This is a genomic window from Phorcysia thermohydrogeniphila (assembly GCF_004339575.1).
Taxonomy (GTDB): domain Bacteria; phylum Aquificota; class Aquificia; order Desulfurobacteriales; family Desulfurobacteriaceae; genus Phorcysia; species Phorcysia thermohydrogeniphila.
On sequence record NZ_SMFV01000001.1, the window covers coordinates 368,954 to 382,303 of the forward strand.

11 protein-coding genes are annotated in these 13,350 nt (G+C 43.5%); all 11 read right to left on the reverse strand.

The window, feature by feature from the left end; genetic code table 11:
• Positions 1-2: 2 nt before the first annotated feature.
• Positions 3-1,004 carry a UDP-3-O-(3-hydroxymyristoyl)glucosamine N-acyltransferase gene (lpxD, locus tag CLV27_RS01845; protein WP_132525243.1) on the reverse strand — a complete coding sequence of 334 codons (1,002 nt, stop codon included), beginning with the start codon at positions 1,002-1,004 and terminating at the stop codon, positions 3-5.
• Positions 1,001-1,540 carry an OmpH/Skp family outer membrane protein gene (locus CLV27_RS01850; protein WP_132525245.1) on the reverse strand — a complete coding sequence of 180 codons (540 nt, stop codon included), beginning with the start codon at positions 1,538-1,540 and terminating at the stop codon, positions 1,001-1,003. Before CLV27_RS01850 ends, lpxD begins: the two co-directional genes overlap by 4 nt.
• A 21-nt stretch (positions 1,541-1,561) precedes the next feature.
• On the reverse strand, positions 1,562-3,850 hold the full coding sequence (bamA, locus tag CLV27_RS01855; RefSeq protein WP_132525247.1) for an outer membrane protein assembly factor BamA: 2,289 nt from the start codon (positions 3,848-3,850) through the stop codon (positions 1,562-1,564).
• A gap of 46 nt (positions 3,851-3,896) precedes the next feature.
• Positions 3,897-5,039: a sensor histidine kinase gene (locus tag CLV27_RS01860; RefSeq protein WP_132525249.1), complete on the reverse strand. Its 1,143-nt coding sequence runs from the start codon at positions 5,037-5,039 to the stop codon at positions 3,897-3,899.
• 5 nt (positions 5,040-5,044) lie between these two features.
• Positions 5,045-6,328: a serine--tRNA ligase gene (gene serS / locus CLV27_RS01865; protein ID WP_132525251.1), complete on the reverse strand. Its 1,284-nt coding sequence runs from the start codon at positions 6,326-6,328 to the stop codon at positions 5,045-5,047.
• Positions 6,329-6,345: 17 nt separating this feature from the next.
• On the reverse strand, positions 6,346-8,763 hold the full coding sequence (gene gyrA / locus CLV27_RS01870; RefSeq protein ID WP_132525253.1) for a DNA gyrase subunit A: 2,418 nt from the start codon (positions 8,761-8,763) through the stop codon (positions 6,346-6,348).
• Positions 8,764-8,766: 3 nt separating this feature from the next.
• A complete protein-coding gene (locus tag CLV27_RS01875) occupies positions 8,767-10,728 on the reverse strand; it encodes a transglycosylase domain-containing protein (RefSeq protein WP_132525255.1) in 1,962 nt (653 codons plus the stop codon).
• Positions 10,729-10,897: 169 nt separating this feature from the next.
• Positions 10,898-11,155: a hypothetical protein gene (locus CLV27_RS08475; protein WP_165863657.1), complete on the reverse strand. Its 258-nt coding sequence runs from the start codon at positions 11,153-11,155 to the stop codon at positions 10,898-10,900.
• A gap of 875 nt (positions 11,156-12,030) precedes the next feature.
• Positions 12,031-12,570 (reverse strand): hypothetical protein, encoded by a 540-nt coding sequence (locus CLV27_RS01880; RefSeq protein ID WP_132525257.1) that lies wholly within the window; start codon positions 12,568-12,570, stop codon positions 12,031-12,033.
• Positions 12,571-12,739: 169 nt separating this feature from the next.
• Positions 12,740-13,150, reverse strand: coding sequence for a DUF8196 domain-containing protein (locus tag CLV27_RS01885; protein ID WP_207891589.1), 411 nt, complete (start codon positions 13,148-13,150; stop codon positions 12,740-12,742).
• The gene (locus tag CLV27_RS08520) at positions 13,138-13,350 is read right to left on the reverse strand and encodes a hypothetical protein (protein WP_207891590.1); all 213 of its coding nucleotides are present in this window, start codon (positions 13,348-13,350) and stop codon (positions 13,138-13,140) included. The genes CLV27_RS01885 and CLV27_RS08520 overlap by 13 nt, the downstream gene beginning before the upstream one ends.

A 13,350-nucleotide genomic window follows, 5' to 3' on the forward strand; every position in this document is an offset into this window, starting at 1 on the left:
GCTTACCCCTTAAGGACCTTCCTTATCTTCTCGTAAATCTCAGGAAGCCTATCAATGAGCGCCTGAATCTTCCTCCACTCCCTGTAAGGTCTTACTGGAAAGCCAGCGTAAGTTCCCGGCTCCTTAATGCTCTTCGTAATACCCGACTTTGCTGCCACCGTAACGTTGCTCGCAATCTCTATGTGGCCAGCAACACCTACCTTACCTGCAAGGGTCACGAAATCGCCTATCCTCGTACTTCCGGAAATACCCACCTGAGAAACGATAAAACAGTACTTCCCTATTTTTACGTTATGCCCTACCTGCACCAAGTTGTCTATCTTGGTTCCCTCTCCTATTACAGTATCCCCTATCGTCCCCCTGTCTATGGTAGTGTTCGCACCTATTTCTACGAAATCCTCTATTACAACGCCACCAGTTTGGGGAACTTTGTATATTTTCTTCTCTTCCTTACTAAAGGCGTAACCAAAACCATCAGAACCTATCACCGTTCCTGAGTGGATACGAACAAACCTCCCTATCCTCGTTCCGCTATATATGGTTACGTTGGGAAAGATGACCGTGTGGTCTCCTATTTCGCAGTTATCGCCGATATAAACGCCGGGAAAAATCTTTACACCCTTTCCTATCTTCACGTTTTGGCCTATGAATGCAAAATCGCCTATGTAGCAATCCTCAGCTATTTCCGCCGTTGGTGAAACTGAAGCCTTTTCAGAAATTCCCGGCTCAGGAAGCTTTTCAGGGTAAAAGAGATTCAGAGCTTTCGCGAAAGCAACGTAAGGCTCAGAACATACAAGCTGAGAAATCTTTAGGTCCGGTATCTCTTTCTCTAAAAGGACTGCGGAAGCCTTAGTAGTTTTCAGAAACTTCCTGTACTTCGGGTTTGTGAGAAATGTAAGGTCCCCACTGCGAGCGTTCTGAATCTCGGATACACCCGAAATTTCAATGTCTGGGTCACCTACCAACCTACAGCCAAGTCTTTCTGCAAGTTCTTTCAGCTTCATTGTCCCGACTGCTCGTTGTAGAGTTTTATTATCTTATCGGTAAGGTCGTACTTAGGGTCTGCAGCGATTATGCCAGCAGTTCTAAGTTCAACTATCATAGGAATCCCGTTTTTCTTCCTGTATTCTTTAATGAGCTTATCAATTTCTTTCAGAATTTCCATCGTGTACTTCTTCTCTAAGTTCATTATTTCAAGTTGAGTGTCCTGTTTGAACCTCTGAAGGTCACGAATTTTCTGTTGGAGCTGATTCTCCTTTTCAGCCTTTGCCTGCTTGCTGAGGACTGGATTCTTAAGTTCCTCTTTCAGTTTCTTTATCTCCTCCTCCATCTGCTTTATCTTCTCATTTGCCTGTGCAACCTTTGACTCTAAGATAGACCTTGCCTGCTTCCCTTTGTTTGACTCGTTAAGAACTTTCTGAATATCAACGTAGTAAACTGCAAATCCCTGCTCTTTCTGAGAAACTTCATTCTTCGCAGCAAACGCGCTGCTACCCGTCAGCAAGGAAAGTACAGTGAGTAGAACAAGTGTTCTCTTCATAACAAGTTCCTCCTTTATCCTTTAGAAGTAGCTTCCCATTCCAAAGTGCCACTCAGAGGAGCTCTCTCCAGCCCTCTTGTCAAGCTTCCATCCAAGGTCAAGCCTTATCGGCCCCATAGGGGTTAGAACCCTTAAGCCAATACCTGCAGACTTCCTCATATCCCCAAGGTCATATTTATCCCACCAGCCTCCACCAACATCTACAAAGGCTATGAGCCTGAGTATCTTCGTTACATCATATCCAACTTCAAAGTTAAAAATAAGCTCCCTGTTTGCTCCTTCTGGGTCTCCTTCTTCATCCTGTGGTCCTGCTTCACCCCACTGGAATCCCCTTACGGTAGTATCTCCACCAACGTAAAACCTGTAGTCAATAGGAAGTCTGGTAGTACCACCAAAGGCGGAAGCATAGCCAACCTTAGCGTGGAACGAGGCTACGAAGGGAAGCTCAAAACTCGTTGGGAGCTCGTTTAAGTTAAAGTAGTAGGCATACTCACCAATAACTTTATAGAAGTCCTCGTCCCCCCCAAGGAAGTCTGACGCCAATTGTGTTGTAATCCTGAAGTAATCTCCTTTATGGGGAAGAAACCTGTTATCCCTCAAATCCCTTGAAACAAAGGCCGTTGCCATTCCTACTTTTGTCACTCCCTCCTCATCCTTGATAATGTCCGGCGCATCGTCGCTAATGTCCGTAATCTTGTCCCTCTCTATCAAGTAACCTAAACCAATTTTCCAGTCTTCCCATATCCTACGGGAAACCATGGAGGAGAATCCTGTCCTCTTACTCGTGTAGGTGAAGTACTCTGTGTACCTGTTGTAGAGTCCCAAAGAGAGGGTCTGAGGTTTATCAAGCCACCACCTGTGGTTGTAGTTAAGGTCAAAGTAAAAGACCCTTGCTCCTGCCTGCAGGGAGAGCGAACCGGAATCTCCAGTTCCAAAGAGGTTACCCTTTGAAAGGCTAACCATCGCAACGAGCTTTGAAACGGAGCTGTAACCGGCACCAACGGAGAACATACCGGTAAGCCTTTCTTCAACGTTGACGTTCACGTCAACCTTGTTGCCTTCAACGATTTTTGGTTTAACGTCAACGTTTTCAAAGTATCCCGTGTTAAACAGTCTCCTTACAGACCTTTCAAGTCTAACGGTGTTAAACACGCCGGTTTCGTAAAGGTCTAACTCTCTCCTAATAGTTCTATCCCTCGTAGCAACGTTACCCGTTATGTTTATGAAACGAACGTAGGCTCTCTCTCCCTCGTGAATGTGGAAAATTACATCTGCGGTGTGGCTTTCTGGATGAATCTTGACTTCCGGAACGGCAACGGCAAAGATAAAGCCAAGCTCGCCGTACTTTTTAACTATGCGGTTAGAGAGCTTCTCAACGAGCTCTTGGTTAAAGGTCTTACCGGGACGAACCTTCTTAAAGAGTTTTAGGAGCTCCTTAGAAGAAAAGAGGGTATTTCCTTTAAAGACTATCTTTCCAAACCTGTAGGGTTCACCCTCGCTCTTTATCGTGTAAATGACCTTATAGCAGTCGTCTTTCTCCTTAACTACTTCTGGCTCTCCAACCTCTACATCAAGGTAACCTCTGCTGTGGTAGAGCTCCTTTATCTTCTCAACGTCCTCCTCCAAGTTAGCGGCAGAAAGGGGAGCAGTAAACCTAAGGTGAAGTAATGATTTCTCCTTAGTTTCAAGGACGTCTTTTATGTCCCCAGAATCAATTGCCTTATTTCCTCTTATCTCAATGGTACAGACGTTTGCCTTATGTCCTTCCTCTATTACGAAAGTGGCAACCGCCTTTGTAGGTGAAGTTCTATCTATGGTATAGAAAACGCGAGTTCCGGGGAACCCTTTCTTCTCGTAAACTGCCTCTATTTTTCGGGCCAAGTCATCAAGGAACTTGTAGCTTAGAGGTTCCCTTAACTCCTTCTCCTCCCCGTTTTCGTCCACAAGGCCAAGCTCTTCTTTCAGTTTGCTTGCAGAAATGTTCTTATTTCCTTTAAAGACAATGTCGGTTATTATCGGCTTTTCTTTTACAAAATACCTGAGGATAACCCCTTTCTTCCCCTCTTTAACGTCAACCGAGATGTTTTCAAAGTAACCGAGTTTAAACAGTGTCTTTATATCCTTCGCAACTTTCTTAGGAGAGTAAACCTCTCCCGGCTTTTCCGATATGTAAAAGAGAATGGTACTGTCCGGAACTGTCTCATTCCCTATTATTTCAACCTTCTCTACTAACTGCTTGTCCTCTGCACGGGAAAAGGGTGAAAGCAAACTAACAAAGAGGACAACAATTAACACAAACAGTCTTCTCAATTTACTCCCCCTAAAGCACAGCTCACGTTGCTAATGATAGCACAACTTACCTTTTCGGCAGGTATATCCTGAAACAAGTACCTTTTCCCTCTTCACTCTCTACTTCAACTTCACCGTTCAACTTCTCAACGGCTAATTTCACAATAGAAAGTCCCAGACCTGTTCCTCCCAGTTTCCTTGACCTTGAGCGGTCAACCCTATAGAAACGTTCAAAGATAAAGGGGATGTGCGACCTTGGGATACCTATGCCTGTATCGCAGACAGAAATTTCTACCTCGTTTTTAAGTTCCCTGTAGGACACGGTAACGGTTCCGTTTTCCCTGTTGTACTTAATGGCGTTGTCTATGAGGTTCTTCAGGATGGCGTGAAGCATTTTCTCGTCAACAGAAAGCACGGCGTTTTCCGGAATATCCAAGTTAATGATTACCCCTTTCTTCTCGGCAAACTCTGAAAGGTCAGAAACGATTTTCTTTGTAAACGGCAGGAGCTTTATTTCCACCGGCCTCATCTGAAAGTTAACGCTTTCAAGCATGGAGAGGGTTATGAGGTCTTCTATAAGCTGGTTCATGTACCTTACCCTCTCCATGGCCTTTTTGAGGAACTTACCGGCAGAAGGGTTACTCTTGCACTCTTCCTCAAGGGTCTCTAAGGAAAGCTTCATCGCTGCCAAGGGAGTTTTAAGCTCGTGAGAAACGTTTGCTATAAAGTCTTTTTTTAGGTTCTCGTACTTCTTCATTGGAGTTAAATCCATAAGAAGGAGTACTTTTTCGTCCATATCGGAAGCAAAAATCATTTGGACATACTTGTCTTTTATCTTCTTCTCCTTCCAAGCTTTATACTCCTCGCTAAAGCTCTCGTTTATCATAGAAACGATGTCAAAGTTCTTTATGGCCTGATAGAAAAACTTGCCCATGTCTTCGGGGCTTATGTCAAGGAGCTCCCTCGCAAAGCGGTTCGTAAAAATAATCCTCCCGTAGGGGTCCATAACGACGATTCCTTCCCTGAGAAGGTTAAGAGCCCTTGAAAGGAGTTTAGTACTGTCGGGCTTCTGGTCGGTTTTTTTGTGCTTAATTTGGCGTATGGAGAGGAGGGCCCTCTCCCTCTTCCTCCTCTCATCAAAGGCTATGTAGGCAAAAACGAGAGTAAGCGTAAGCAGGAAGAGAGAAACAGCAATAAGTACTGTCTCCAAAGCCGTTACTCCGGCGTAATTCGGTCTGTTTTCAGGTAATCCCTTAAAACCTCAGGAATAACGACTGAGCCGTCTTCCTGCTGATACTGCTCTAAGAGAGCAATTACAGTTCTACCAACTGCAAGGCCAGAACCGTTGAGGGTATGGACGAGCCTTACTTTGCCGTCCCTATCCCTAAACCTGATTTTTGCTCTTCTTGCCTGAAAGTCCTCACAGTTGGAGCAGGAAGAAATCTCTCTGTACCTATTCTGGGAGGGAATCCAGACCTCTATGTCGTAGGTCTTGGCTGCAGAAAAGCCAAGGTCCCCTGTGCAGAGCTCTACAACCCTATAGTGGAGCCCAAGAAGCTGGAGGACTTTCTCTGCCTCTCTTACAAGTTTTTCAAGCTCCTCGTAGGAAGTATCAGGATGAACAATTTTTACAAGCTCAACTTTATTGAACTGGTGGAGTCTCATAATCCCCCTAACGTCCTTACCGTGAGAGCCGGCCTCCTTCCTAAAACAGGGGGTGTAGGCGGTGTAGTATTTGGGGAGCTCCTTCTCAGGCAAGATTTCTCCAGCGTGGATGTTCGTAAGGGGAACTTCTGCAGTAGGGATGAGCCATAGGTCCTCATCCTTTATCTTGTAAAGATCTTCCTCAAATTTGGGGAGTTGTCCCGTTCCTGTCATAGTTTTTGTGTTTACAAGGAAAGGAGGTATTATCTCCTCGTAACCGTGTTCTCCCGTGTGAAGGTCAAGCATGAAGTTTATGAGAGCTCTTTCCAGTTTCGCTCCCCACTTCTTATAGATGACGAACCGAGAACCAGAAAGCTTTGCTGCCCTCTCAAAGTCAAGGATGTCAAGCTCTTTAGCAATATCCCAGTGGGGAAGCGGTTCAAAAGAGAACTCAGGTTTCTCTCCCCAGTACCTAACTACTACGTTGTCCTCCTCATCCTCCCCCACTGGCACTGAAGGGTGGGGTAAGTTTGGAATGGAAAGGATAAGTTCTTCAAACCTCTTCTCAACCTCCGCAAGCTCCTTCTCTAAGGAGACAATTCTCTCAGAAATCTTTTCCACTTCCTCTTTTAGCTTAAGCCCTTCTTCCCTCTTTCCTTCCTTAAATAGCTTTCCTATCTCCTTTGAGTACTTGTTTCTCTTAGACTTTAACTCTTCAACCTCTGTTATGAGAGCTCTCCTCTCGCTATCAACGGCAAGGAGCTCATCAACCTTTGCAGCGTAGGATTTATCCCTTCGGGAAAGAAGTTCCTTTACTTTCTCAGGCTCTTTCCTCACAAGCTTTATGTCAATCACCGTCTAACCTCCTAAGCTTATTCTGACTCTTGAACTTTAGAAACAGAAACTACAGAGTCGTCTTCTGCTAACCTCTGAATCCTCACTCCCCTTGTGTGTCTACCGTAAACAGGGATATCCCCGCTGTTTACCCGTATTATTTTACCTTGACGGGAAACTAAGATAACCGGCTCGCCGTCTTTAAGCGTAGTAGCGTCAGCTATCTTTCCTGTCCTCTCAGAGAGCTTTGCGGCTATGAGACCTTTACCGCCTCTCCTCTGAAGGGGAAACTCTGAGAGCATAACCCTTTTGCCGTAACCTTTTTCCATAACGATGAGGAGGTAAACGTCTTCCGGCTGAATTGCCGTTGCCGCAACAACTCTATCGTCCTCATCAAGGAGCATGCCCCTAACTCCGCGGGCGCTCCTTCCCATCTGTCTTACGTCCTGAACGTGGAACCTTATAGCTCTTCCGCCGCTGGAAATGAGGAGAACGTTATCCTTCTCACCAACAAGGCCAACGTATATAAGCCTATCCCCCGGCTCCAAGGAAATGGCAGCTATTCCGGTTGAGCGTGGATTGGAGAACTCTTTAAGGGGAGTCCTCTTTACGTAACCCCTCCTCGTTACAAAGAAGATGTCGGATTCAAGAGAGAAATCCTTTACAGGGATAATCCTTGAAACTACTTCATTACCTGACATTCCGGGAAGGAAATTCCTTATGGACTGCCCACGAGTTGCTTTCTCAGCCTTCGGTATCTCATAGGCCTTTAGCCAGTAAACTTTACCAGCATTTGTAAATACCAAGAGGTAGTCCTTTGAGGAGGCTGTTATTACGTCTTTTACGAAGTCTCCCTCCCTCGTCCTGATACCAAAGACGCCCGTTCCGCTCCTTCCTTGAGTCCTGTAACTGCTTGCTGAAGTCCTCGCGATAAAACCTTTGTGTGTAAGGAAGATAACTACCTCTTCCTCTTCTATCATTGACTCTATGTCTATCTCTGATTCTTTTGAGACGATGGCAGTTCTCCTTTCATCCCCGAACTTCTCAATTATCTCGTCCATATCCTGCTTAATGAGCCTCTTCTGCTCCTCCTTGCTCTCAAGAACAAACCTGTAGTATTCAACGTCCTTTTTAAGGGACTCGTATTCCTCCTCTATCTTCTCCCTCTCTAAGCCTGTAAGCCTTTGTAGTTTCATATCAAGGATTGCTTTACTCTGTCTCTCTGAGAGGCCAAACGTTTTTTGGAGCTTTTCTTGCGCTGCTTGAGGGCTTTCTGCTTTCTTAACTATCTCAACCACCCTGTCAACGTTTTCAAGGGCCACCCTCAAACCCTCAAGGACGTGGAGACGGTCTTCAGCTCGTCTTAAGTCATAGGAAGTTCTCCTTAGGATAACCTCCCTTCTAAATTCAATAAACTCTTGAAGGTACCTCTTAAGGTTTAACAGTTTCGGCTCTCCATTTACGAGAGCTATCATGTTGAAGCTAAAGTTTGTCTGTAAGGGAGTGAACTTGTAGAGCTTGTTGAGAACAACTTCCGGCGTTGCATCCCTCTTTAGCTCTATAACGACCCTTATTCCTTCCCTGTCAGACTCATCCCTTATGTCGGCAATACCGTCTATCTTCTTCTCCTTCACAAGGTCTGCAATTTTCTTTATTAGGTCAGCCTTGTTTACCATGTAGGGAAGTTCCGTAATAACAATTGCTGTTCTCCTGCCAACTTCCTCAATTTTGTGCTTTGCTCTTATGGTTACCGTTCCCCTTCCCGTCTCGTAAATCTTTAAGAGTCCTTCAGGATTAATAATTTCAGCACCCGTAGGGAAATCGGGACCTTTTATAAAGGAGAGGAGCTCCTTTGTTGTAGCGTTCTCGTTGTCAACCAAGAACTTTACAGCCTCGCAAACTTCCTTTAAGTTGTGAGGAGGAATGTTTGTCGCCATTCCAACGGCGATACCGGACGCCCCGTTTACTAAGAGGTTGGGAAAACGGGCAGGAAGAACTTCTGGCTCTAAGAGGCTTTCATCAAAGTTTGGCTTAAAGTCAACAGTGTCCTTCTCTATGTCCCTAAGGAGCTCAACGGCAATCTTTGAAAGCCTTGCTTCAGTGTAGCGCATTGCTGCCGCTGAGTCGCCATCAACAGAACCAAAGTTTCCTTGACCATCTATAAGGGGATACCTCATTGAAAAGTCCTGAGCCATCCTTACCAAAGCATCGTAAACGGCTGTATCTCCGTGAGGATGGAACTTACCAAGGGTTTCTCCAACGATTCTTGCGCTCTTTTTGTAAGGCTTATCAGGATAAAGTCCAAGTTGATACATTGAGTAGAGGATTCTCCTATGGACAGGCTTTAGACCGTCGCGAACGTCGGGGAGAGCTCTACCAACAATTACGCTCATTGCGTAGTCAAGGTAAGACTGTTTCATTTCGTCTTCTATCGGAACGGTAATAATTCTTTCCACTCTTTAACCTCCCAAGGTTTTTTCAGGGGAAATTGTAACAATACCTTCTTCATCTTCCCTTAAAGAGTTTATAAGTTCATCGTAGTAGAGCTCCTCCATCTCCCTTTCAGGGAAGTGAATAGGGAGAGGATAGTTTTTCACTATCTCATCGTAACTTGGCTCAAATTGACCACAACCGTAGAGCTTACAGAGCTTCCTTGCTATCACTCCCCAAGGAGGCGCTGCTACACCTCCACCGGTAGCCCTTTCCCACATCGTTTTATAGCTGTCCCTTCCAAACCAAATGCTCATTACAAATGAGGTTGTAAAGCCTGTAAAGTAGGTATCCCTGTACTCGTTTGTTGTTCCCGTTTTACCTGCAACGTCAAACCAGTTTGTTAGGTAGGAAATACTCCTTGCCGTTCCCTCCTTCACTACGTCCTGAAGGATTGAGCGAAGGAGCTCTATAGACTGGGAATCGGAAACGATTTTTAACGTCGGAGAACCCCGATAGATAGTTCTACCGTGTCTATCCTTCACCCAAGAGATAACAAAAGGTTCTTTTAGCACTCCATCCCCTTGAATAGCAGAGTAAGCCCTTACTATACGGTAGAGGTTTGAAGAGAAACTCCCAAGAACGTAGGAAAGGTCAAAAGGGTCGCTCCTTTTTATGAGTTCAAACTTAATAAGGTTCTTCCTAATCTTTTGGGGAAAGTTCATGGCAAGGTGAATGGTGGCTACGTTAACGGACTTCATGAGGGCTTTCCTTACCTGAATGAAGGGGGTGAAACGCTTGCTGTAGTTCTCTGGCCTCCAGATTATCTCCTCTCCCGTTTCTTCATCAATCTGTCCAGTTGGCATCTCTATCTGCTCGTTTGAGATAAAGTCAAGGGGAGACCAGCCGTTCTGAAAGGCAGTTAGGTAGGTAAAGGGTTTTGCCGTTGAACCTATCGGCCTTAAAGTTTGAAAAGCCCTGTTCAGTTTACTCTCTCTATAGTCCGTTCCCCCCACTACAAAGAGAACTTCCCCTTTTGTATTTATTGCCATTCCAGCACACTGAAGGTCGTCAAGCTCGTGTTCCTCAGCGTATCTCTTGGCGTAGCGAGTAAGAACTTTCTGAGCAAACCGTTGAGCCCTCTCATCAATGGTTGTCTTTATTCTGTAACCCGCTGTATAGATGGAGTCATAGGGAACTATCCCTTTTCTTGCTATCTCAAACTTTACAAGGTCAAGCTCGTAGCCGGCAACCCTTGGCCTGTTCGGCCTCTTTAATGGGGTTAACGGTTCACGTATCGCCTTCTCGTACTCTTCTCTTGTTATGTAGCCGTTCCTTAGCATCTTACGGAGGATAAAGTTCCTCCTCTTAAGAGCTCTCTCTGGATGCTTGAAAGGGTTGTAGTACTCAGGCCCTCTTATGATTCCGGCAAGGAGGGCACACTGAGCGGTGGTGAGCTCTCTAAGGGAGCTCTTTCCGAAGAGAACCCACGCGGCAGCCTTTACACCGTAGGCTCCATTTGAGAGGTAAACGTAGTTGAGGTAGAGCTCCAAAATCTCTTCCTTCGTTAGCTCCTCCTCTAACTTCCTTGCAAGGGCAAGCTCTTTTAACTTCCTCTCAATGGTTCTCTTAGGAGAGAGGTAAATGAGCTTTGCAAGCTGTTGGGTTATAGTACTTCCACCCTGAACGATTTTTCCTTTTGCTAAGTCTGTTACAGCTGCCCTCAGGATACCAAGAGGGTCAATACCCTTGTGCTCAAAAAACCTTTCATCCTCTGCAGTTATAACAGCATCTACCAAAGCTTCTGGAAACTCCTTGTAAGAGGCGTAGAGCCTAAACTGACCCTTGTAGAAAAAGCCTATTATCTTTCCGTTCCTGTCGTAAACAACGGAAGCAAAGTCTGGCAACAGCTTTTCTTTGTAGGCCGGTGAAGCCATAACGCTCAAAGTCCAAAGAAAGAAAAAGAATAAAAACCTTGCTACCAATTTCATCTTCCTTCTCCTGTTGCCAAGTTAAAGATGCAAAAGCTTTAAGTTTCACTGCAAAAAAATATACCTTACGAGGACGTCGGAAAGACCAAAATCTGGTGAGTCCTTACAAAAAAGAAAAATGAAGTTCATTTAATCTTAAATTTGTAAACACGACTTACAATTCCCCAACTCAAGAAAAGCTCTTTCCCTCTAGCAGAATGTCTGCCACCTTTTCTTGATCCTCCCGAGGAAGGAGTTTAATAAGAAAAAGTATCCCTCTCGAAACTACCGGAAACCTGCAGTTACATAGCTTTATCCCAACTCCAATGTGGCCATAATAGACGTTGTCGTAGTAAACAACCTTGTTTCCTATAAGCGGAAAACTTTTAAAAACTCTTGCTACCTTCTCTATCCTATCCCTATATACGCGGAACTCTTTCGTGTTCAAGAGTTCTATAAACACATAAATACCAAGTAGAAAAAAGAATACTGCTACTACTCTTGTGAGTAAATACTCTAAATACGATTCTTCCGGTCGTTGACGATAAAACAACATTCCTAATCCAAATAGAAGTACAGCAAGAGATATAAAAATTAGATAAGGTAACAACCTTTTCTTCTCAAACTTGGTAACTATAAGAGGTTTGTCCTCTTTTCCCACGACTAAAAACTTCCTTCGTAATAATCATTTTCACAGCACAAATTATATAGGAAAACTGCTTTAATAACCACTCGTCAAATTAATTCAAAATTTCGTTTCAATCATACCTACGCCTAAATTTATAAGGACGAATCAAAACTCCCCACTTCAAGAAAAGTTCTTTCTCTCTACCAGATACTTTATTGAGAATATCTGCTACTTTTTCTTGATCCTCCCGAGGAAGAAGTTTAATAAAAAAGAGAATTCCCTTAAAAGCTATAAGGAACTTAAGAAACTTACTGCAATTACACAACTCTACTCCGACCCAAACATGGCTGCAATAAGCGTTGTCATAGTAAACAACCTTGTTTCCTATAAGCGGAATTCTTCTAAAAACTCTTGCTATTTTTTCTATCCTGTTCTCATATACGCGGAACTCTTTTGTGTTTAAAGGTTCCATAAACAAATAAATACTACCAAGAAAAAAGAACACCGAGGATGACTTGATGAATAAATAATGTAAATACGACTCATTCGGTTTCTGATGATAAAACAAAACTCCTGTTCCAAATAAAAATATACCAAAAAATACAAAAATCAGATAAGGGATAAGTCTTTTCTTCTCAAACTTAGTAACTATAAGAGGTTCGTTGTTCTCTTTCATAACTTGAGCCTTTCCTTCCTTAATGACTTAATCCATCATCTTTGAACTTGGAGGCAGAACTTGTAACTCCCCACCTCAGAAAGAATTCTTTCCCTTTCCCCGAAAGCCTGCTGAAAATATCTGCCACTTTTTCCTGATCCTCCCGAGAGAGAAACTTGACAGCAAGGAGAAACCCTCTCAAGTTTATAAAAGACTTTTGGTTAGATATCCTTATTCCAATTGGAGCACGTGCGTAATAGGCATTATCATAGTAAACAACCCTATTCCCTATAAGTGGAAAGCCTTTTAAAACTCTGGCTATTTTTCCTATCCTATCCTCATATATGCGAAACTCCTTTGTATTTAAAAGATCTATAAGCGAATACATAATCCACAGAAAAAGAAGTACGCTTCCTATCCTCGTTAACAAGTACTCTAAATATGATTCCCCGGGCTGCTGACAATAAAACAGTGCTCCGAAACCAAACAAAAATATAGTAAGAATAGCAATAAATAGATAAGGGATAAGTCTTTTCTTTTCATATTTGGTAATCAAAAGAGGTTCATTCTCTTCCTTCACGTTTAAATACCCTCCCACTATAATTCTACATTTTGCCGAGTTGTATTAATTATCAGTATTATACTTGAATTCATTACTATTTCTAAAGTTTGCTCTGAGACTTACCTACAGAATAAACAAAAAAGGAGAACTCCTCAAAATTTTCATAGGTCAGTCTAACAGAAGAATTTTAGCAGATACGATTCTTTTCTACCTCCTCAAAGTTTAAAATGTCCATGTGCTCCCACTTCCTATAGGCCATTCCGTAGATTTTCTCTTTTGTGAGTTTGTCAAGAACCTCCTTTTCTATCCTTAAGGTGGCAAGGATTGGAACGATTTTTTTTCCTTTATATTCACTAAAGAGCTCTCTAAACCTTTCAACTTTTTCTTTCATATCATTTACGTGCTCAGCTCCTAAAGTGCTCTTAACCTCCACCAAAAACACCTTATCTTCACAGACAGCGATAACGTCAACCTCTTCTCTCAAAGAACCTTTCTTTCTCTTAACGTTCATCATCAAAATTTCAGGGTCGCAGTTAAAGTATTTCTTAATAATGGGTCTCGTAGCCGGGAAGACTATGTCCTCTACTAAAGTTCCCATCTTGTTGGCGAGCTCCCCCACTGCTTGCTTACCCTTTTTATTTCCTTCTTGACCCAATCTTTAAACTCCAGCATTTCGTTTTTAAAAGCTTTCATCTCCTTCTTAAGTTCCTGAATCCCCATCTCGGTCTTCTGTTGGATGTAGACGAGCCTCATCATCATCTCTTCAAGTCTGTCAACCCTTTCTTCAATGAGGGCCAT

Bases quoted from the DNA above. Each gene is read 5' to 3' on its own strand.
- lpxD (WP_132525243.1), bottom strand. From the start codon at position 1,004: ATGAAGCTGAAAGAACTTGCAGAAAGACTTGGCTGTAGGTTGGTAGGT.
- CLV27_RS01850 (WP_132525245.1), bottom strand. From the start codon at position 1,540: ATGAAGAGAACACTTGTTCTACTCACTGTACTTTCCTTGCTGACGGGT.
- CLV27_RS01875 (WP_132525255.1), bottom strand. From the start codon at position 10,728: ATGAAATTGGTAGCAAGGTTTTTATTCTTTTTCTTTCTTTGGACTTTG.
- CLV27_RS01885 (WP_207891589.1), bottom strand. From the start codon at position 13,150: ATGGGAACTTTAGTAGAGGACATAGTCTTCCCGGCTACGAGACCCATT.
- CLV27_RS08520 (WP_207891590.1), bottom strand. From the start codon at position 13,350: ATGGCCCTCATTGAAGAAAGGGTTGACAGACTTGAAGAGATGATGATG.